At 41.2% G+C, this 18298-nt stretch carries 18 protein-coding genes and 4 tRNA genes; 4 read left to right on the top strand and 18 right to left on the bottom strand.

Annotated features, from left to right (window positions below; all coding sequences use genetic code 11):
* Positions 1–26: 26 nt before the first annotated feature.
* Positions 27–920 carry an endonuclease/exonuclease/phosphatase family protein gene (locus LDO73_RS07355; RefSeq protein ID WP_224060840.1) on the bottom strand — a complete coding sequence of 298 codons (894 nt, stop codon included), beginning with the start codon at positions 918–920 and terminating at the stop codon, positions 27–29.
* A 223-nt stretch (positions 921–1143) separates the two neighbouring features.
* Positions 1144–2178 carry a LacI family DNA-binding transcriptional regulator gene (locus LDO73_RS07350; RefSeq protein WP_224060839.1) on the bottom strand — a complete coding sequence of 345 codons (1035 nt, stop codon included), beginning with the start codon at positions 2176–2178 and terminating at the stop codon, positions 1144–1146.
* Between the two features lie 236 nt (positions 2179–2414).
* Here LDO73_RS07350 and LDO73_RS07345 point away from each other — a divergent pair, with 236 nt between their 5' ends.
* Genes LDO73_RS07345 through LDO73_RS07335 form a run of 3 tightly spaced genes read left to right on the top strand, consistent with a single transcriptional unit; the run spans position 2415 to position 4437 of the window.
* Positions 2415–2861, top strand: a complete 447-nt coding sequence (locus tag LDO73_RS07345) for a PTS sugar transporter subunit IIA (RefSeq protein ID WP_036953691.1) — start codon at positions 2415–2417, stop codon at positions 2859–2861.
* A 20-nt stretch (positions 2862–2881) separates the two neighbouring features.
* Positions 2882–3169 (top strand): PTS sugar transporter subunit IIB, encoded by a 288-nt coding sequence (locus LDO73_RS07340; RefSeq protein WP_224060838.1) that lies wholly within the window; start codon positions 2882–2884, stop codon positions 3167–3169.
* A gap of 11 nt (positions 3170–3180) precedes the next feature.
* On the top strand, positions 3181–4437 hold the full coding sequence (locus LDO73_RS07335) for a PTS ascorbate transporter subunit IIC (protein ID WP_224060837.1): 1257 nt from the start codon (positions 3181–3183) through the stop codon (positions 4435–4437).
* 59 nt (positions 4438–4496) lie between these two features.
* Here LDO73_RS07335 and LDO73_RS07330 read toward each other — a convergent pair whose 3' ends face one another.
* Both LDO73_RS07330 and map read right to left on the bottom strand, forming a co-directional pair.
* On the bottom strand, positions 4497–5303 hold the full coding sequence (locus LDO73_RS07330; RefSeq protein ID WP_224060836.1) for a hypothetical protein: 807 nt from the start codon (positions 5301–5303) through the stop codon (positions 4497–4499).
* Positions 5304–5571: 268 nt separating this feature from the next.
* The gene (gene map, locus LDO73_RS07325; RefSeq protein WP_224060835.1) at positions 5572–6342 is read right to left on the bottom strand and encodes a type I methionyl aminopeptidase; all 771 of its coding nucleotides are present in this window, start codon (positions 6340–6342) and stop codon (positions 5572–5574) included.
* 300 nt (positions 6343–6642) lie between these two features.
* On the opposite strand from map, the gene LDO73_RS07320 reads away from it, so the two are divergent.
* Positions 6643–7062: a DUF5339 family protein gene (locus LDO73_RS07320; protein WP_224060834.1), complete on the top strand. Its 420-nt coding sequence runs from the start codon at positions 6643–6645 to the stop codon at positions 7060–7062.
* A 67-nt stretch (positions 7063–7129) separates the two neighbouring features.
* Here the strand turns inward: LDO73_RS07320 and LDO73_RS07315 are convergent, their stop codons facing one another.
* The 14 genes from LDO73_RS07315 to LDO73_RS07250 form a co-directional block, all read right to left on the bottom strand.
* Positions 7130–8332 (bottom strand): nicotinamide mononucleotide deamidase-related protein YfaY, encoded by a 1203-nt coding sequence (locus tag LDO73_RS07315; protein ID WP_224061149.1) that lies wholly within the window; start codon positions 8330–8332, stop codon positions 7130–7132.
* A 131-nt stretch (positions 8333–8463) separates the two neighbouring features.
* Positions 8464–9663 (bottom strand): enoyl-ACP reductase FabV, encoded by a 1200-nt coding sequence (fabV, locus tag LDO73_RS07310; RefSeq protein WP_224060833.1) that lies wholly within the window; start codon positions 9661–9663, stop codon positions 8464–8466.
* Between the two features lie 98 nt (positions 9664–9761).
* The gene (locus LDO73_RS07305; RefSeq protein ID WP_154604110.1) at positions 9762–9920 is read right to left on the bottom strand and encodes an MbeCy; all 159 of its coding nucleotides are present in this window, start codon (positions 9918–9920) and stop codon (positions 9762–9764) included.
* Between the two features lie 241 nt (positions 9921–10161).
* Positions 10162–10248, bottom strand: a tRNA-Leu gene (locus tag LDO73_RS07300).
* Between the two features lie 104 nt (positions 10249–10352).
* Positions 10353–10439 (bottom strand) — tRNA-Leu (locus tag LDO73_RS07295).
* Positions 10440–10446: 7 nt separating this feature from the next.
* A tRNA-Cys gene (locus LDO73_RS07290) sits at positions 10447–10520 on the bottom strand.
* Positions 10521–10545: 25 nt separating this feature from the next.
* Positions 10546–10621, bottom strand: a tRNA-Gly gene (locus tag LDO73_RS07285).
* A gap of 164 nt (positions 10622–10785) precedes the next feature.
* Positions 10786–11334, bottom strand: a complete 549-nt coding sequence (gene pgsA / locus LDO73_RS07280; RefSeq protein WP_224060832.1) for a CDP-diacylglycerol--glycerol-3-phosphate 3-phosphatidyltransferase — start codon at positions 11332–11334, stop codon at positions 10786–10788.
* A 56-nt stretch (positions 11335–11390) separates the two neighbouring features.
* Positions 11391–13223: an excinuclease ABC subunit UvrC gene (uvrC, locus tag LDO73_RS07275; protein ID WP_224060831.1), complete on the bottom strand. Its 1833-nt coding sequence runs from the start codon at positions 13221–13223 to the stop codon at positions 11391–11393.
* Entirely contained in the window at positions 13190–13876 is a 687-nt protein-coding gene (locus tag LDO73_RS07270) for a LuxR C-terminal-related transcriptional regulator (protein ID WP_224060830.1), read from the bottom strand. Before LDO73_RS07270 ends, uvrC begins: the two co-directional genes overlap by 34 nt.
* A 229-nt stretch (positions 13877–14105) precedes the next feature.
* Positions 14106–15338, bottom strand: coding sequence for a peptidase T (pepT, locus tag LDO73_RS07265; RefSeq protein ID WP_224060829.1), 1233 nt, complete (start codon positions 15336–15338; stop codon positions 14106–14108).
* A gap of 16 nt (positions 15339–15354) precedes the next feature.
* Positions 15355–16908, bottom strand: a complete 1554-nt coding sequence (locus LDO73_RS07260) for an AbgT family transporter (RefSeq protein ID WP_224060828.1) — start codon at positions 16906–16908, stop codon at positions 15355–15357.
* Positions 16909–17203: 295 nt separating this feature from the next.
* A complete protein-coding gene (gene psiE / locus LDO73_RS07255; RefSeq protein ID WP_224061148.1) occupies positions 17204–17611 on the bottom strand; it encodes a phosphate-starvation-inducible protein PsiE in 408 nt (135 codons plus the stop codon).
* A 223-nt stretch (positions 17612–17834) separates the two neighbouring features.
* Entirely contained in the window at positions 17835–18245 is a 411-nt protein-coding gene (locus LDO73_RS07250) for a GFA family protein (RefSeq protein ID WP_224060827.1), read from the bottom strand.
* Between the last annotated feature and the right edge of the window lie 53 nt (positions 18246–18298).

Raw genomic sequence — 18298 nt, 5'->3', positions numbered from 1 at the left:
AGAGGCCTGTCGACTACCCCATAAACTTACTGTTCTTGCAGCTCAAGTTCTGCAATAACAGGCAAATGGTCACTGACTTTTGACCATTGAAAGTCTTTACTATCTGTTGGAATTGTCATGGTTTTCACGTCCCATACTTGGCCTTTATAGGTAAAGATATGGTCGATATCAATAGCAGGATTAACCGCAGGCCATGTGCGATAATTTACCCCTTTTTTCTCAACAGGATCCCAAAAATAGCTGATTTCCTGAATAGGTTGCTCTTTGGCTGTTGAGTTGAAATCCCCTGCGAGAATTTTGATAGAGGCCGCGATATTATCGAAGCCTGTTTCGGTATCTCCAATCGTCGCATCGAGAATATGGCGAACTTGGCCAATGCGAATGGTAGGATCTTTCTGCCAGTCTAAGTGAGTTCCCATGATAATAATTGGTGAATCAAAGCCAGGCTTTGTAATTTGTGATAATAACACCACCCGTTGCTCTGCTCCGCCTGATGGTAAATTCACGACTTGGGATTTCTCAATTTTATATTTTGATAAAATTCCTACACCATATTCACCACCATCAAAATCAAGTGCCTTACCAAACGCAAAATCCATTTTGTTCGCTTTGGCAATCTCCTCTAATTGATTCACTTTCTTGCTACGCGCAGTTTTATTATCAATTTCAGTTAAGACAATTACATCCGCATCAATCTTAGCGATCGCTTTGCTCAATTCATCTAAATTAGCGACATCGGCCGCCAGCTCATTTTTACCAATATTATAAGTAGCAACTTTGATCGTTGGTTTATTCGCAGAATACACCTTATTCGGCGTTCCGCCATTTTGCACCATTAAAACTTCAGAACCTGTTGTTGCGGCTGTCGCGCCACACGAAACTAAAATTGCGGCAGATATGAGTGTTTTTATTGATTTCATAATGTACTTATCCCCTGTGTAATAACTATATTCAAGTTAAACAAAGCATCTATCTCTGCATAAAATCCGAACATGCACGATAGATATAATGAGGAAATTAGCACAGAAAGATAAATAAACAGTGACCTCTACGGCATTCTTATTTCGAGATTAAAAATAACTTTTAACCTTTACGTGATTCTGTGACCGGACACACAATGTATTGCAACAAATACAGTGAGCTCTAGCCGCTTTGTCTTGCCTCAAATTTATAAGGGAAAACAATTTCATCCTGAATATCAGCAAAGCTTTCTTCGGTATCTCCCAACCATTTTAAGAGTTTTTTCGCCGTCTCCCGCGCCATTTTACTGTAATCAATGCGCACGGAGGTGAGTGATGGATGAATATGATCGCAATTTTCCGACCCTTCAACGCACACCACAGCCAGCATCTTTGGAATTTTGATTAGCCGCCGCTGACACTCAAACATGACCCCTAACGCTATCATTTCATGGCTACAAATCACGGCTTCTAATTCTGGTTGACGGGTCAACATTTCGCTAATCGCCTGCCGACCAAAGTCCATAGTTGCCACATAAGGCGTCGTAATACTCTGCTCTGCACTTAAGTTATGCTTTAACAGAGTGTTATTCCAGCCACTCAGTTGTTGACCCTGCATTTTACTGTCCATTTGCGCACCAATGTAGCCAATGCGCTGGTGACCTTTTTGCAGCAAATAGTGTGTGAGGAAGCTGACAGCTTCTCCTAAATTATTTTTTATATTGAGTGTAAAGCGATGAGCGGGATCCCCCGTCACGTTAATTACGGGGATCGGCAAATTATTCAGAGTCCCCAAGGCACTTTCAGAATTCATTGCACCAAAAATCACCAATGCGGCGGGGCTACTTTGCAACAGCGTGAGTAACACCTCAGACTCTTTCTTATGCTGATAATCGTGACTACCAATCACCACTTGATAATTATTTTTGTTCAAGACTTCTTGTAAAGCTTGCAGAAAAGCTGAGCTTGCGTTGTCTCGTAATGATGGGATCAATACTGCAATGGTTCGGCTTTGGCCTGATGCTAAAATGCCCGCAGCGGAATTGGGAATGTAGCCGAGTTCCTCAACAGCTTCATTGATTTTCTCCCTCAATTTATCCGAGACTAACTCCGGTGTCCGCAAAGCGCGCGATACCGTCATTGAACCGACCCCCGCATATTTTGCGACGTCTTGTAATGTGACTCTGCCTGTATTCTTTCTTTTTCGGGTTTTCTGCATGAAATTACTTTGTTTCGTCTAAACTTATTATTCAACGACGATAACTTATCACAGCTCCGATTTGTTAATTAACTGCCAAATGCACTAAAAATGATTTTATTAACGATATTTAGCCAAAATGATAGCGCTATCACGAAAATGAATAATTCAGCTAGATAGCGCTACCATAGATCACTACTATTCATTCCATTACTAAAACATCTAATAGAATTTCTTTTTTACCAGGAGCCAAGCCAATGCTAACTACGTTATTAACCCCAAATGTGGTTCAGGTGGTTGACAGCGCCAATGACTGGCGTGATGCAATAAAAATTGCCTGTAATCCCTTAATTAATAATAAGTTCATCGAACCTCGCTATATTGATGCCATCATTCAATCCCACGAAAAAATCGGCCCTTACTATGTATTAGGCCCGGGCATTGCAATGCCACATGCCCGCCCTGAAGATGGAGTTAACCAGCTATCTCTCGGTTTAACGGTCATTAAACAAGGGGTTGAGTTTGGTTCAGAAGGTAACGATCCAATTAAGTTATTGATTGTTCTTGCAGCAACAGACAGCAACAGCCATATCGGTGCGATTGCAAAACTGGCTGAACTTTTTGATAACCAAGAAGATATTGATAGCATCATGCAATCAGAAAACGTAGATGACATCCTTAACATCATCGCTAAATATGAATAATTGAGTCATAGGTAAATATTATGAAAATCACTGTTGTTTGTGGAAATGGTTTAGGTACAAGTCTGATGATGGAAATGAGCATCAAGACAATTTTAAAAGACCTGCAAGTTGCGGCTGATGTTGACCACGTTGACTTAGGTTCAGCCAAAGGTACTGTGAGTGATATTTTTGTCGGTACCACAGATATCGCCGAACAATTAGTTGCTCAACAAGTTGACGGCGAAATTGTTGCTCTGGAAAATATGATTGATAAAGTCGCGATGAAAGAACGTCTGAGCGTGGCTTTACAGAAACTCGGCGCGATGTAACCGGAGGCTTCATGGAATTCTTTCGTTTTCTGATGCAAGATGTGCTTTCTGAACCGGCGGTACTCGTCGGTCTGATAGCACTTATCGGTCTGATTGCTCAAAAGAAACCTGTTACCGAATGCATTAAAGGCACCATCAAAACCATTATGGGTTTTGTGATTTTAGGTGCCGGTGCAGGGTTAGTTGTCAGCTCTTTAGGGGATTTTTCCGCGATTTTCCAACACGCATTTGGTATCAATGGTGTCGTGCCGAACAACGAAGCAATTGTGTCTATTGCACAAAAAAGCTTCGGTCGTGAAATGGCAATGATCATGTTCTTTGCGATGTTAATCAATATCTTGATTGCTCGCCTGACCCCATGGAAATTTATCTTCCTAACCGGTCACCATACTTTATTCATGTCTATGATGATTGCGGTTATCTTGGCGACTGCAGGTATGGAAGGAACCATGCTCGTTGCTGTCGGTTCAATGATTGTGGGTTTCTGTATGGTGTTCTTCCCTGCGATTGCACACCCGTACATGAAAAAAGTCACTGGTTCTGATGATGTGGCAATTGGTCACTTCTCCACTATTTCTTATGTGTTAGCGGGTTTTATCGGTAGCAAATTTGGTAATAAAGAACATTCTACTGAAGATATGAATGTACCAAAAAGCTTACTGTTCCTGCGTGATACGCCAGTGGCTATTTCGTTCACTATGTTCATTATCTTTATCATTACTTGCTTGTTTGCAGGCGGTGATTTTGTACGTGAAGTGAGCGGTGGTAAAAACTGGTTTATGTTCTCGTTGATGCAATCCATTACTTTCGCAGCGGGTGTTTACATCATTCTGCAAGGTGTACGCATGGTTATCGCCGAAATCGTTCCTGCATTTAAAGGGATTTCTGACAAATTGGTGCCAAATGCAAAACCTGCATTAGACTGCCCAGTGGTCTTCCCTTACGCGCCAAATGCGGTGTTAGTTGGCTTTTTAAGCAGCTTTGCAGCGGGTGTATTAGGCATGTTTATTCTGTATGCACTGAACATGACGGTAATTATTCCGGGTGTTGTACCACACTTCTTCGTAGGTGCGGCGGCTGGGGTATTCGGTAACGCAACGGGTGGACGCCGTGGTGCAATTCTTGGTGCCTTTGCTCAAGGTCTGTTAATTACCTTCTTACCTGTATTCTTGCTGCCAGTCCTCGGTGATATAGGTATTGCAAATACTACCTTTAGTGATGCTGACTTCGGCGCTATCGGAATTTTATTAGGTATTATCGTTCGATAATCCTTCAACCCTCTGAGCTTATACTCAGAGGGTTTTCCTTCATTTCTGCACTGCCTAACTTACTTTCCCAGCCAAGCACCATCCTTGAATAAGAAATCTTGCAATAAAAGTAAATCGTCTGGCGTAACGTGGATCACCCCTTCTCCTGGGATATCAATTTCTGCAATCATAAACAGTGCCAATGTCGTCAACGATGGCAAAATAACAATGAGCCAGTTTTTACCTTTTGTTCCTCGAATGTTATAGCCTATCAAGACATTAGAACAGATGGCGAAAAATATCAGTAAGAACCAAGCAGCATTCGGAATTTGGTGTCGCCAGCTCGCCATGGTTTTTTGTTGGGAAACATATAAATCACCAAACGCCGATAAAACCGAAGAGACCACGGGATTCGGCGATTCTTGAGCCTGCTTCACGCCAATTTCCCAAAGTTGCCCTTGTTTAGTCAGCGATGTCATCCGCCATTGGTTATTTTCGTCACTAACTCCAGATTTAAAAAATTCGATACGCGCTTCAAGATATTGTTGGATAAGCAATGAGGCTTCCGCCCGCTCATCGCCGCTGAGTAATTGCGCTCGCTGATATGCATTACCAATCGCAATCGCTTCATTTTCTTCTGTTTGTTGGCGGTTATTATAGCCATTGATAGAAATCGATAATACAAAGCCAATCAACAGCCCCAATAACGACAAAATCGCACCTAAAATAATTTTAGCCTCATCATCCGCTAGCTCTTCATGAGCATTGCGGCGTTTAAAAATATATTTTCCAATATAAGCAGAAATAATTAATAAAACGAAGGTGACTATAAATAAAAGAATAGAATCAATGGGCGTATCGTTAATTAATTCAGAGAGGTTAAACATGCGTGGCACCAGAAAAGTTTATTTGCCGATATATAACACGATAAAATGTGTAATATCCATGTAAATTACCTTTTTGGTGGGTATTTTAGTCATAAGCTTCATGTCTGTTAGACAATAACGATAACCCAAGTTGAAATGACGTCAATAAATGAATAGTTTCAGAATTTAAGCATTAAATTAACTTAATGAAAAATATCGCCATATTCCATTTATGGTGAATATGGCGATTTGCAGTATCAGAAGTAAACCCTATTAAAGCTATATCGGATTAGCGCTCTTCGTCACGCAGAGTCAGTACTTCATAACCATCTTTAGTGACCAAAACGGTGTGTTCCGACTGCGCTGAAAGTTTTTTGTCTCGCGTCACGACCGTCCAACCATCCTTTTTGGTTTTTATTTTCATGCCACCTTGGTTGACCATCGGCTCAATGGTGAATGTCATACCTTCTTTTAGAACCACACCGCGTCCACGGGTTCCATAATGTAATACTTGCGGATCCTCATGCATTTTTCGACCAATACCATGTCCACAGTATTCACGAACAACGCTATACCCGTTTGATTCCGCATGATGCTGGATGGCAGATCCAATATCACCTAACGTAGCACCCGGTTTTACCTGCTTTATCCCTTCCCACATTGCATTATAGGTATCTTTCACTAATTTTCGGGCAAGCGGGGAAGCCTCTGGCATCACATACATTTTACTTGAATCAGCAATAAAACCATTTTTCTCCAGTGTAATATCCACGTTAATAATGTCTTTTGGCTTTAAAATTTCATCAACTTTTGGCACACCATGGCAAACAACTTCGTTAATTGATGTATTTAGAACATATTGATAACCATATTGGCCTTTGCTGGCAGGACGCGCTTGAAGTTCATTCACAATATAGCTTTCGACTTTGTCGTTAATTTCCATTGTGGATATTCCGGGAACGATAAACTCATCCAACATTTTAAAAACGCTGGCAAGCAATCGGCCAGATTCTCGCATTAATTCTATCTCTTCAACATTTTTAATCGTGATATTTTCCATTGAGTTTCCTTTAAACCGCCGTTCACGTATTCAGTTTTTCGTTAAATAACGTGCTAAAAATCTTACTTAACATAAATTGTCTATGCATATAAATTGGTATGATCATAACGTATCAATTCATCCCATTAAAGCGCTCCACTATTGAAAGGCACAAAATGGCATAGAATAAATAAGTGATAATTTATTAATCTTCAAGGATTGTCTTAGTTACAGCTAGAATTATTACTGCTAGATTATTAAGCAGAAGATTTAAATTTCTTACGTTATTAATCGGTTATTGAGACTAATTTGAGAGAGCAAATGAAAAAATATTTACTGAGTATTAGTTTAGCCGCCAATGCTATTTTACTCGTTGCGCTGATCTCTGTCGCTGTGATGCTATTTAATTTAAAAGCGAAGGTGGATAACGCAATTCAGCAAGTGAAAGACGGTGAATATATTCAGTTGGCCAAAGATAATATTTTACCTGACTCTTTAAAAGATCTGTCTAAGATTGATGTCACCGATAAACCTTGCGACTATTTTTATCAGAATGTGGATGTGTTTATCGAATATTTGAAAGATAATCCAGACATTGCAGGCGCAGATATTTATGCCAATCAAATTACTGCATTAAAACATAAAATTGAAAAAGCCCCTTCCGTTTTTCAAGATAAAGCCTGTGAAAAAGGGATTTCTGGGCTTAATTTTATGATTGAAACTATCTCACCCACTGAATAATGGATACTAACCACCCCATTTCATTGAGGGTGGTTTTGCAAATAATCCTAGCGGCACGCTAATGACTTTAGTTAACTTCCATCACTTGAATTTGCTCTAACCATTCATAAGCCCCAATGATTGGCCTCCCTTCTAGCCAACGAGATAGCATATCCAACATCAACATCACGCTAACCTGCTGTTTTTCCAGTTCCGAGTGATTACGAGGTAAATAATTTACGCACTGAGCATAACTGCCCGTTGGTGTTGATAGTGCTAGAGATAACACGCCTTCATGATAGTCACCAACCACTAAGCCAATCTCACACTGATTTAACGCCCGACTATTTTTTGCAGTTTGGACTAATGCGGCCAAATCTGAATGCGTTGCCAATTTTTCAATATTCCCTTGAGTGATAGGCGCTTTTGCTGCATTCAATGTCCAATAGAGTAAACCAGCGCTGAACTGTTCGTGAGTCACAACCGAAAGCTGTCGTTGTTCAAGTGATTCCCGCACTAATGCGCCAATACCTTCGGTTCCTTCAAATACTTTATTAGCACCGACACCCGCTTTAACGACTTGCCAAACTTGCTCCATCGCATCACGCCTACTCGCCGGTCCTGTCAATTTTAATTCAATGATTGGCATTGAAGAACGGTAACCCAACACGCACTCTTTTGGTAACTCAAGTGGGTCAAATTGCCTAGCAAGGCTACTTTCACTGCGGCCAAAACTGGTTAGACGCAAACAAATTGGTGGCTCTGGTAATGTAAGCTTTTGACGTAAACGAGGAATGATCTGTTCATTGACCATCACTTTAAACTCAGAAGGGACGCCTGGCGTAAAAAAGAACCAACAATCATTAAGGTGCAGTGTAAAACCACAAGCAGTTCCGACAGGATTATCGATAAGCTCGGCATTGGCGGGTAACATGGCCTGCTTGCGATTTGTTGCCGGCATTTTACGCCCTCGAGCAGTAAAATAGCTTTCCATTACCGCAATCCATTCAGGATGCTCAAGAAGCGGTACACCCACAGCCGTTGCAGCCGCTAAAGCACTGAGATCATCACTTGTAGGACCTAATCCACCATTAACAATAACCACATCGGCATGATGGCTACGCTCGATAAATGTTTCCACTAAGCTATCAAGGGAGTCACCAACCGTTGTACGGCTATGTAGCGGTAATCCTTGTTGGAAAAAGCAATCCGCTAGCCATGCCGCATTGGTATCAATAATTTGTCCATGCAGCACTTCATCACCGGTACTTAACATTTCTACAATTAACATCCCTGCACTCCCTTTTTGAGGCTCATCATTAAAAGCCAATTTAATCATTATTATCCTAGAGTACAAAAAATAAAACCCCGAGAACCGTTTTACCAGTGCTCGGGGTTTTCAGCGAAATAGATAGCTATCTATTAAACCAATTCTTTCACTTCAAAATTAGCTTCGCCGCTTAAGTCTGCTTCGTAATCAACACCGTCTAAGCCAAAGCCGAATAAACGTAAGAATTCAGCCTTGTAGCCTTGATAGTCAGTCAGTGCATTGATGTTGTCGTCGTTAATCTGTTTCCAGATTTGACGACAGGTTTCTTGCACGTCATCACGCAGTTCCCAGTCATCTAAACGTAGACGGTTTTTCTCGTCAACTTCTGGGGTTTCACCGCTGAATAATTTAGTTGCGAACAGACGCTGAATTTGCTCGATACAACCTTCATGAATGCCTTGCTCTTTCATGATTTTGAACACGATTGAGATATAAAGAGGCATGACAGGAATTGCTGAAGATGCTTGAGTGACCACAGATTTCAGTACAGCAACGTGTGCGGAACCGCCTGTCTGTGCCATTTTTTCGTTGATAGCCTGTGCTGCGCGATCGAGATCTTCTTTCGCTTTGCCTAATGTACCGTGCCAGTAGATTGGCCAAGTTAAATCAGTACCAATATAGGAGTAAGCAACGGATTGAGCATTGTCAGCCAGAACACCAGCATCCGCTAATGCGTTCATCCACAATTCCCAATCTTGACCGCCCATCACTTTTATTGTGTCTTCGATTTCTTGCTCGTTGGCAGGTTCAACAACGGCTTCGATCAGCACATCTTTATTGGTATCCAGCGCAACAGATTTGTACGGTTCACCAATTGGTTTTAATGCTGAACGTACAACTTCACCTGTTTCAGGCATTTTACGCACTGGGGAAGCCAGTGAATAAACCACTAAATCGATTTGACCTAAATCTTGCTTAATTAAGTCGATTACGGTTTGACGGCATTCATTGGAGAATGCATCACCGTTAATGCTTTTCGCATACAGACCCGCTTCTTTTGCTGCTTTATCAAAACCAGCGGCATTGTACCAGCCTGCGGAACCTGTTTTACTCTCACTGCCGGGCTTTTCGAAGAAAACACCAATGGTCGCTGCACCGCTGCCAAAAGCTGCATTGATGCGTGAAGCCAGACCATAACCAGTGGATGCACCAATTACCAGAACCTTTTTCGGTCCATTTTTCAGTTCACCACGAGATTTCACATAGGCAATTTGCTCACGAACATGGGCTTCGCAGCCTGCTGGATGAGCTGTAGTGCAGATAAAACCACGAATTTTAGGTTTGATAATCATAGTAATTTTTCTTGGTAGCTTACAATCGAACACTAATATACCTGATATTCATCTTATACTTAAGATGTATAGGCAAGAAACATAGTGAACAGACCAGTTTATTTAGGATTTTGACTCTTTTCGTGCTGTTCTACTTGAGAAAAAGCGAGCGCTTTCAACCAATCAGCAAGTAATGGCGTGGTTTTTATCGCATCTAACATCGCACGCTCATGCTTCGTTAAGCGGACAACCACAATTTCAGTTTTCATATTAGACATCACCTCTCCTTTTTCTAAAACGCTGATATTGGCACAGTTCAAGGTGGGATGGGTCTGACTTACTTATTTTTACTTAGTTTTTCGGGATCTTGATAAAAATGGGAGAAAAATGACAAAAAATTGGATTCGCAAAACCCATTGAAAAGCCGATAATTATTTTTATATTTAAACGCAAAAAAGCCACCCATTGGGTGGCTTTTTCTTTTTCTAACTTACTGATTAAACTCAGTTAAGTTTTGTATGGTGCCCAGGGCGGGACTTGAACCCGCACAGCCTTACAGCCGAGGGATTTTAAATCCCTTGTGTCTACCGATTTCACCACCTGGGCCAAATTTTTAGTACTGCTTTACTGCTTGTCTAGTTGTTAACTTTATTAACTAACTAGTTTAAATCTTTAAAGTAAAATGGACCTATCGGTCCATTCACTGAATATGGTGCCCAGGGCGGGACTTGAACCCGCACAGCCTTACAGCCGAGGGATTTTAAATCCCTTGTGTCTACCGATTTCACCACCTGGGCTAGAATTTGGAGGCGCGTCCCGGAGTCGAACCGAGCTACACGGATTTGCAATCCGGTGCATAACCGCTTTGCTAACGCGCCTTACACCCTAGTCTTTTTCAAGATTTGGAGCGGGAAACGAGACTCGAACTCGCGACCCCGACCTTGGCAAGGTCGTGCTCTACCAACTGAGCTATTCCCGCTTAAGCTTCACTTTTCAGTTTCTGCTCTCAAACTGGCTGATTTACTTATTTATTTTCGTAAACCACGTTGCCGTTCGATGCGTTGCATTCTACTGATTTCACCTATCGAGTCAATACAATTATTGAAATAATTGGATCGTTCGCTGTTTTTTCAATCATTTCGATCACGCTTCGCTCAAATCGCCCCACGCAGCCTTTAAATATTGGAACATTGACCAGAAAGTCAGAATTGCAGCCACATATAAAAGCGCAATAGACAGATGTTCGATCAGCGGATTTGGACGCCATAATAAGCCCACCAGCGACATCATTTGTGCGGTAGTTTTGAACTTACCAATCCACGAGACAGCAACACTGCTACGTTTACCAATTTCTGCCATCCACTCCCTGAGCGAAGAGATAATGATTTCACGGGCAATCATAGTTGCTGCGGGTAAAGTGACATACCAAACATCATAACTCTCAGTCACTAAGACTAACGCTGTCGCAACCATAACCTTGTCTGCAACAGGATCGAGGAAAGCACCAAACTTGGTTGTTTGCTTCCATAGACGCGCTAAAAATCCGTCGAACCAATCCGTCACGGCGGCGATCACAAAAATCAGCGCACAAGCAAAAGGCCCCCAACTGAAGGGAAGATAAAATGCTAATACAAAAAACGGTATCAGGATGACACGGAATAAGGTCAACCACGTTGGTATATTTAATTTCATCGCGCTCACTAACTCTTTGTCCAAGACGGATACCTTAGTATGTTGCCCTAAGATACCTACTGTTTCAATGCATTATAAATCTTTTCTGCCAGCGCGTATGAGATCGAGGGCACTTTTGCGATCTCTTCTATGCTCGCATTACGCAAAGGTTGTAATCCCCCCATGTACTTCAATAACATTTGGCGACGTTTTGGCCCCACCCCTTCGATAGATTCAAGCGCACTGGTATTTTTTACTTTCGCACGGCGCTGGCGATGTCCTGTAATCGCATGGTTATGCGACTCATCACGAATATGCTGAATTACATGCAATGCCGGCGAATCAGGGGGAAGCGCAAAACCTTCACCTTCGGGTTTTAAAAACAGCGTTTCCAACCCAGCTTTACGATCGCTACCTTTAGCAACCCCAATTAATAAAGGATGGTTTTTATCCCAATCCACTTCAAGAGAATCAAATACATCCCGAGCTTGACCCAGTTGCCCTTTACCACCATCAATAAAGATAATATCGGGAACTTTGCTCTCATCCAGATGTTTACCATAACGGCGAGTCAATACTTGGTGCATTGCCGCATAGTCATCCCCAGGCGTGATCCCCGTAATATTGTATCGACGATATTCTGACTTTACGGGACCCGTTTTATCAAATACCACGCAAGAAGCCACGGTTTGCTCCCCCATCGTGTGGGAAATATCGAAACATTCCATGCGCGAAATATTCTCTATATTCACCACTTTTGACAGCGCCGCCATGCGTTGTTGAATCGTCGATTGCTGCGCCAATTTGGTGGATAGCGCGATAGAGGCATTGGTTCGAGCCAGTTTTAAATAACGAGCACGGGTGCCTCGTGGCTGGCTTTGAATATTAATTTTACGACCGGCAATGCCAGACAACGATTCCGCCAGTAACTCTTTTTCCGTCAATGGGAAATCAATTAATATTTCCCCTGGCAATGTGCGGTTTTCGCTGCCTTGTAAATAGAACTGCCCTAAGAAGGTTTGAACCACTTCTTCTAATAACGTCCCCGCCGGAATTTTTGGATAGTAGCTGCGACTTCCCAAAACCTTTCCTTGGCGAATAAATAGAACATGAACACAAGCCAAACCGGAATCAAATGCGACCCCGATAACGTCAAGGTCATCATCACCGCCCGACACGTATTGCTCTTCGGTTACCGCGCGCACGGCTTGAATTTGGTCACGAAAACGCGCTGCATCTTCAAAGCGTAGCTCTTGGCTAGCTTTTTCCATGCGCTCGACTAACCCAGTCAAGACTTGCTTATCCTTACCCGTTAAGAACAGACGGACATAGTTGACTTGCTGATCATACTCTTCATCTGTCACTAAACCTTTCACGCACGGCCCTAAACAGCGACCAATTTGATACTGTAAACAAGGTCTTGAACGGTTTTTGTAAACGCTATCTTCACACTGGCGGATAGGAAACAGTTTTTGCATCACCGCTAAGGTTTCACGCACCGCATAAGAGCTTGGGAATGGCCCGAAATACTCCCCTTTCCTATGTTTCGCACCACGGTGGCTTGAAATTCTGGGATGTGTTTCGCTGCTCAGAAAAATATAAGGGTAAGATTTATCATCTCGTAGCAAGACGTTATAACGAGGCTGGTATAGCTTTATGTAATTATGTTCCAGCAGTAGCGCCTCAGTTTCGGTATGGGTTACCGTCACATCGATAGAGGCGATATGCTTGACGAGTTGCTCTGTTTTGCGGCTACCGACATTCTCACGGAAATAGCTCGATAATCTTTTTTTCAGATCTTTCGCTTTCCCGACATAAATCACGGTTCCCCCAGCGTCATACATACGATAAACGCCGGGTTGGTTTGTGACTGTTTTTAAGAAAACTTTTGGATCAAACTGTTGTTCCACCCTGATGAACCCTGTTTTGCGGTGATTAAACCATAACCGATTGCTATATGTGTTAATTCTACATCACTACAGATATTAAGTTTACCAAACATTCGATATCGATAGGTATTTACCGTTTTAGGGCTTAAAGATAATGCATCCGCAATATGCTTAACCGGAAGCCCCCTAGTAATCATGAGCATAATTTCGAGCTCTCTTGCAGAAAGCAATTCATATATATCTAGCTGTTCGCGTTGATTTAATCTTTGTAAAGCCAGCTGTTGAGCAATATCAGGAGAGATAATTCGTTGACGCGCATTCACTATTTGTAGAGCCTCAATAAGCTCTTCTTCTGCAATACTGGCACTTAGTATGCCAAAAATGCCAATATCCAGCGCTTTCACAACAAACATATCATTATGACGAACATTGAAGATAATTAGCCCAACATCAGGTTGAGTACGGCGGATTGTCGTGAAGGTTTTCAATGAATCGAAATGGCAATGTTCCCGATTAATCAAAATAATATTTGCTTTATTTTGCCGGTTCCAAGTGATCACCGGTTCTAAAGAAGGAAACGTTGCGACAACTTTATAGCGAGTATTTCGAGTGAGCATCGCGTCAATACCTCGAATCGAAATATTACTATCATCAATAATTATTATATTAATCAAATACCTCTCCTATTACTCGCAACCATAATGGGAGGATAATAAATGAAAAAACCAATAAGTCATATCTTCTTTTTAAATCGAAATTTAAATCTATTATCCTAGTTATAATTCATTAAATAACATTTAAAACTTGAATGGGTTACTTTCAAAAAAATAGCCGCTAAATAATTAGCAGCTATCGGTTTTTAATGCTCTTACTTTAACGAGCTAAAGCTAAATCAGGTATGAACTACTTTTTTCCAACAAGGCGGCAAATAGTTTCAGACACTAAATAGCTCTTCTCGAATGACGTGATTGGTAAAAACTCAAAGCGAGAATGGAAGTTATGCGCACCCGTAAAATAGTTTGGCGTCACAATTCCGCGAGCAGACAGTGCTGAACCGTCAGTCCCCCCACGCATTGGAATGATATTTGGCTCGATATTATGAATTTTTAACGCTTCGAGAATAATATCTACCGCAGTACGATCTTCGCCGATTGAATCGCTGATATTGCTATACACATCATCAATTTTGAATTCCACTTTCGCGCGAGGGTGACGAGTACGAATCAGTTCAATACTTTCAGCAATGAAACGCTTACGGGCTTCAAAACTTGGGCGGTCAAAATCACGGATCGCCATCTTGATTTTTGCTTCATTCGGGTTTGCTGCTAAATCTGTAATATAGAAATAGCCTTCACGGTGTTCAGTGTGTTCCGGCGTATCAAAACGATCAAAACAACCAATAAAATCATGCGCCACACGAATTGGGTTTAACAATACGTTTTTCGCTGACATTGGGTGAGCAGTGATCCCCTTAATTTCCACTTCAATAGAAGCCGCATTAAAGGTCTCAAAAACCACTTCACCGAGCGCACAGCAATCAATGGTGTAAGCAAAATCCACTTTGAAGCGAGAAAGATCCATGATCTTCGAGCCACGAAGACCAATTTCTTCATCTGGCACAAACGCCACATAGATATCGCCACAGTCAAAATCTGCGTTTTGCAGTTTATCCATCAGCTCCATGACAACTGTAATGGCCGCTTTATCATCCGCACCCAGAACACTGGTTCCGTCACTGAAAATAATTTCATCACCTACATAAGCTGCGGCTTCTGGGTGTTCTGCGGTTTTAAACCACACATCTTCCTGCGCATTTAAGCATAAATCCGCGCCTTCATACTTCAAAGTTTGCGGCTTAATCACCGGAGATAAGCCTACATCAACAGTATCTAAGTGAGCCACAAACCCAATTTTAGGGGCATTAGGTTTATTACCTGGGCGCATCCCATATAAAATGGCATGTTCATCAACATACACATCTTTCAAGCCGTAGCTTTCTAATTCTTTTGCCAGAAGATTTGCCAGCTCGCGCTGACCTTCTGTGCTTGGTACAACAGAGCTCGCCGCATCACTTTGGCTTTCAATGGCCACATAGCGATAAAAACGTTCTTCTAATTTCTTACCTAATTCTTTCATTTCACATACCTTTTACTTATTGCGCAGGCTGCCATGTATAACCACTGTCAAACCCAATTGGAATATCGAATGCCCAGAACAGATACAGTGTCGCTGTTAAGGTAATTAATAAGCCGATGGTGAACGGGATCATCATGGAACATAAGGTTCCGATACCTGCATTTTTATAATATTTCTGGCAATACATTAAAATCAGCGGATAGAACGGGAACATTGGCGTACTCACGTTCATCGCAGAATCACTCACACGGAAGGCAGCTTGGGTTAATTCTGGCGAAATTCCGACTGCCATTAACATTGGCACTAAAACTGGTGCCATAATCGCCCATTTTGAGGTCGCTGACGTGATCATGATATTTAACACGGCAGTTAATAAAATCACCCCAAATACCGTCATTCCCGATGGCATATCTAAAGTTCGCAGTAATTCCGCACCCGATAAGGCTAATAATGTTCCTAAGTTAGAGTGTTGGAACGAATACAGGAATTGCGCCGCAAAGAAGGCAAACACAATAAATGGGATCAGTGATTTGGTAATATTTTCCATCGCCTTAACCACATCTTTGGTCGAGGTGAAAGATTTGGTCATATAGCCATACACTATGCCCGGCAGTGCAAAGAAGACGAACAATAATGGTACAACAATCTGCATGATCGGTGCTTTCGGGCTAGTTAAGCTACCATCTGGACCGCGTAATGGTGAGTTTTCAGGCCATAATAGCGCAAATAACCCCACGCCTAATGCAATCACCATCAACCCAGCCACACGAAATGCACGATGCTCTTGTGGGGTAATTTTACCTAAATCTTGTTCAGCATCAGTATCAACATCAGATTTGTTGATTGGCGCGTTTTTATTTAACCATGGTTCAACGATTTTTTCGGTGATAAACCAGCAAGTTAAAATAACGCCGAAGGTTCCGCCCAAGCTAAAGAAATAGTTACACAGCACGTTTACGCTGTAGCCCGGCGCTAACATTTGCGCGGCATCTTGCGTAAAGCTCTGCATGATTGGGTCAATAATCGATGGTGTATAACTTGCTGTGAATCCCCCCGCCAAACCGGCGAATGCCGCTGCAATCCCCGCTAAAGGATGGCGACCACTGGCATAGAACATCATTGCGGCAACTGGCATCAAAATAACGTAGGCTGAGTCAGAAGCAACGTGAGAGACGATCCCGACGAACACAACTGTTGGAGTCAACATTTTAGGTGAAATAAAAGAAAGCATTTTTTTCAGCGCGGTATTAATAAAGCCGCTACTTTCTGCAATCCCTATACCTAAGGTGGCAACAATTGTTATTCCCAGAGGAGGGAAATTAATAAAGTTTTTAACCGCTGATGTCACAAATAATATGATTTCTTCATACTGAAACATATTAATAACGGAGATTTTTTCTTTAGAAATAGGATGGTGATAACTGAAATCTACAAATGAGAGTAGATAGGATAAAAACCAACATATTACTAGGGCGTAAACAAATAGCATTGTTACATCTGGCATAACGTTCCCGATGCGCTCAACACGATTTAAAAAACCCTTTTTTTGAGGTAGTGTTTTAGTTGTCATAGTTGCAAGTTACTTATGTTATTAGAATAGAAACTTTATCACAGTAAATAACCCATTTAGAAAAGTAAAACACTTTCTTACTTTATTTTAACAGAATAAAAATCAAACAATCATTCTAGTTAATAATGCTTATATTATTAGTTTTATTCTAAAATCAATTGTCTGAAATTTTATTTTAGCTTATGTTAACTCTCGTTTTATATTGCTTAAGTCATTTTTTTATTTATTTAAACTCACGCTAAAAGAAATGATTATTATTCCCCTTAGCGCGATTGATAAATTAATCTAAAGATTATTATTCTCGTTTTAGTTTTTCAGTATTAGCGATATAAAGCGTGATAACTAAAACTAAAATAGCGCCAGCATGCAGCAGCGTAGTCATCGGATCACTATGATCAACAATGATTAGGCGGATAATTGCCGTGATACCAATGTAGATAAAATAGCGTAATGGGAAATGATAACCTGACATAAAGTACTTTATAATCAATGCAATAAACTCAAAGTACAGAAAATAAATGACAATTCCTTCTAAAAGCTCATACGCTTTAGCTTCTTGGTTTCCTCCAAACATTAACGATGCCATCGTAAATGTTTCTTTCGCTAAAAAGAAAACTAATACCGCGGCAAGTACAATTAAACCTGCGTTAAGAACCCATTGTAATACCCAAGCGATATTACTCGCGTGACGCATTCCTTTCATATTATTCATTGATCATTCCTCGGGCTACTCTTTCTACGTTTAAAATAAATAAGTTATCTTTTTCTATTTATCTTAAACTAAGCATAACCTTTCAACGTTATGTAAAAAAACAAAATAGAATGACTTAATTATAATTGAATTTTTTGACGCTGACATTACAAATGAATGTTTAGATTACCTTAAGATAAATAGCAGGCAATAATACCTGCTATAAGATTGGGATTTAGGATTTATTGGCGAATAGATTTAATATATCTTGCTCAGTTAGCATTGGCGTCTTCTCAGCAAAATTATAATAATTCGGCTTACAATCAATATAAATCTGCGTTCCCATTTTAGCATTTTTGCTTTCATCAAATAGCGGAGCTGAAAGGTAATACCTTGACGGCGAATGCAGGTGATAAAATAGGTGAGTACCACACTGCTTACAGAAAGCTCTTTCAGCCCATTCCGATGAAGCGAAACAGGTAATAAACTCGCTGCCTTCAATTTCGGGTTCACTTTCATAGTCGATGGTCATTCCGGGACCACCATTCCATTTTAGGCACATGCCACAATGGCAAACATGAACGGTATCGATAGGCATATTAATCGTCAGTTTAACGGATCCACATAAGCATTGTCCTTTAGGCATGATCCTGTCCTCTATTGATGCAGTTAGATTCAAAAAAAGGAACCTAAGGCTCC

It is taken from the genome of Providencia alcalifaciens, assembly GCF_915403165.1.
Taxonomy (GTDB): domain Bacteria; phylum Pseudomonadota; class Gammaproteobacteria; order Enterobacterales; family Enterobacteriaceae; genus Providencia; species Providencia alcalifaciens_C.
The sequence above is the reverse complement of the archived record's forward strand: the minus strand, read 5'-3'. Positions and strand labels throughout refer to the sequence as shown.

What these genes read in the sequence shown, in the direction of transcription:
- LDO73_RS07355 (WP_224060840.1), bottom strand. Translation starts at nt 920, where the DNA reads ATGAAATCAATAAAAACACTCATATCTGCCGCAATTTTAGTTTCGTGT.
- LDO73_RS07350 (WP_224060839.1), bottom strand. Translation starts at nt 2,178, where the DNA reads ATGCAGAAAACCCGAAAAAGAAAGAATACAGGCAGAGTCACATTACAA.
- LDO73_RS07345 (WP_036953691.1), top strand. Translation starts at nt 2,415, where the DNA reads ATGCTAACTACGTTATTAACCCCAAATGTGGTTCAGGTGGTTGACAGC.
- LDO73_RS07340 (WP_224060838.1), top strand. Translation starts at nt 2,882, where the DNA reads ATGAAAATCACTGTTGTTTGTGGAAATGGTTTAGGTACAAGTCTGATG.
- LDO73_RS07335 (WP_224060837.1), top strand. Translation starts at nt 3,181, where the DNA reads ATGGAATTCTTTCGTTTTCTGATGCAAGATGTGCTTTCTGAACCGGCG.
- LDO73_RS07330 (WP_224060836.1), bottom strand. Translation starts at nt 5,303, where the DNA reads ATGTTTAACCTCTCTGAATTAATTAACGATACGCCCATTGATTCTATT.
- map (WP_224060835.1), bottom strand. Translation starts at nt 6,342, where the DNA reads ATGGAAAATATCACGATTAAAAATGTTGAAGAGATAGAATTAATGCGA.
- LDO73_RS07320 (WP_224060834.1), top strand. Translation starts at nt 6,643, where the DNA reads ATGAAAAAATATTTACTGAGTATTAGTTTAGCCGCCAATGCTATTTTA.
- LDO73_RS07315 (WP_224061149.1), bottom strand. Translation starts at nt 8,332, where the DNA reads ATGTTAATTGTAGAAATGTTAAGTACCGGTGATGAAGTGCTGCATGGA.
- fabV (WP_224060833.1), bottom strand. Translation starts at nt 9,663, where the DNA reads ATGATTATCAAACCTAAAATTCGTGGTTTTATCTGCACTACAGCTCAT.
- LDO73_RS07305 (WP_154604110.1), bottom strand. Translation starts at nt 9,920, where the DNA reads ATGTCTAATATGAAAACTGAAATTGTGGTTGTCCGCTTAACGAAGCAT.
- pgsA (WP_224060832.1), bottom strand. Translation starts at nt 11,334, where the DNA reads ATGAAATTAAATATACCAACGTGGTTGACCTTATTCCGTGTCATCCTG.
- pepT (WP_224060829.1), bottom strand. Translation starts at nt 15,338, where the DNA reads ATGAAAGAATTAGGTAAGAAATTAGAAGAACGTTTTTATCGCTATGTG.
- LDO73_RS07260 (WP_224060828.1), bottom strand. Translation starts at nt 16,908, where the DNA reads ATGACAACTAAAACACTACCTCAAAAAAAGGGTTTTTTAAATCGTGTT.
- psiE (WP_224061148.1), bottom strand. Translation starts at nt 17,611, where the DNA reads ATGAAAGGAATGCGTCACGCGAGTAATATCGCTTGGGTATTACAATGG.
- LDO73_RS07250 (WP_224060827.1), bottom strand. Translation starts at nt 18,245, where the DNA reads ATGCCTAAAGGACAATGCTTATGTGGATCCGTTAAACTGACGATTAAT.